2 protein-coding genes are annotated in these 1056 nt (G+C 59.3%); both read right to left on the reverse strand.

Annotated elements, in window-relative coordinates; genetic code table 11:
- On the reverse strand, positions 1 to 274 hold a 274-nt coding region (locus tag B0W80_RS35305; RefSeq protein ID WP_143684928.1), incomplete at its 3' end, for a hypothetical protein.
- On the reverse strand, positions 252 to 1056 hold an 805-nt coding region (locus B0W80_RS34065), incomplete at its 5' end, for a hypothetical protein (RefSeq protein WP_218668989.1). The genes B0W80_RS35305 and B0W80_RS34065, both read right to left, overlap by 23 nt.

A 1056-nucleotide genomic window follows, 5' to 3' on the forward strand; every position in this document is an offset into this window, starting at 1 on the left:
CCGCGTCGAGCTGAACGGCGAACTTTCCTTCGCGACGGGCGACTGCAGCATTGCGATCGGAGTCGTAGAGCGCAGCTGCACCCAGTTCGAGAAGTCGAGCATGAGGCAGCAGTTCGAAAACGGCATTGCCTCGATCGACCATCGCCGTTACTTGCGCATTCGCGAAAGCATCGTGATTGAGCGCACTGACGAAGTTCTGGAGCGCGACAGGGTTCGCGCCATCGGCACTGCGAATGCGGTCGAAGATTGAATCATTCGTGGTAAATGTGGTCATCGCTGAACTCCCCGTTCTTGTATTGGTTGCCTATCGATATGTTGTAGAGGCAGCCGCCTGGCCCAATGTCGAAGAACACGCTGGCGCTGCCAGGATGCATGTCACGAAAGGCGGCTGTGTACGAACGTCCATCGTGTGGACCCGTTGGCGGCAAATCGGGACGTCGCGTCCACTCTTGGAGTTGTGCGTGAACGTCCGGGGGCGTATACATGAACGGCTTGCCCCAGTAGGCCTCCAAGAGACGCGAGAAATAGCACATGAGCCCAGGATCGACAATGCTTTGCGCGTAGCCGAACTCAAGCCTGACGCTCCACGAATCGGACTCTTTTTGATCGGTGTAGACCAAGCGGCCTCTCCACAATGGCGCTGCCAACGGACCTTCGCTTGCGAAGTACTCGACGAGGATTCGCCCTCCTTGCGTGTTTCGCGTCGGCTTGCTTTCGATGAGGCGCGCCCCAATGACCTCCTCGATCTTTTCCCTGTCGAGGATGAGGCCTGGCTCTTCATTCAAGCGCTTGGCCGCATTGATCAAGCGCTTTAGATGGGGGGGAAGCTGCGTCGCCATGATCCTTCCCTGACCGGCCGCAGGTTGTGCCTTCGGCTTGCCAGGATCAGCCGTCGAACTGCCTTGCGCTCTCGCCTCCACGGGCCCGATCATCATCCCGATGATCACGCCCAGGCACAGCAGCGATGGCCTGGACGCGTTGAATGTCATCCCCGCCCCGGCTTTTCGCTTCGCTCGCTCCTTCCGGACGACCAGCGCTTTGAACCGAGCCCAGGCA

This window comes from Variovorax sp. KK3 (assembly GCF_001984055.1).
Classification (GTDB): domain Bacteria; phylum Pseudomonadota; class Gammaproteobacteria; order Burkholderiales; family Burkholderiaceae_C; genus Variovorax.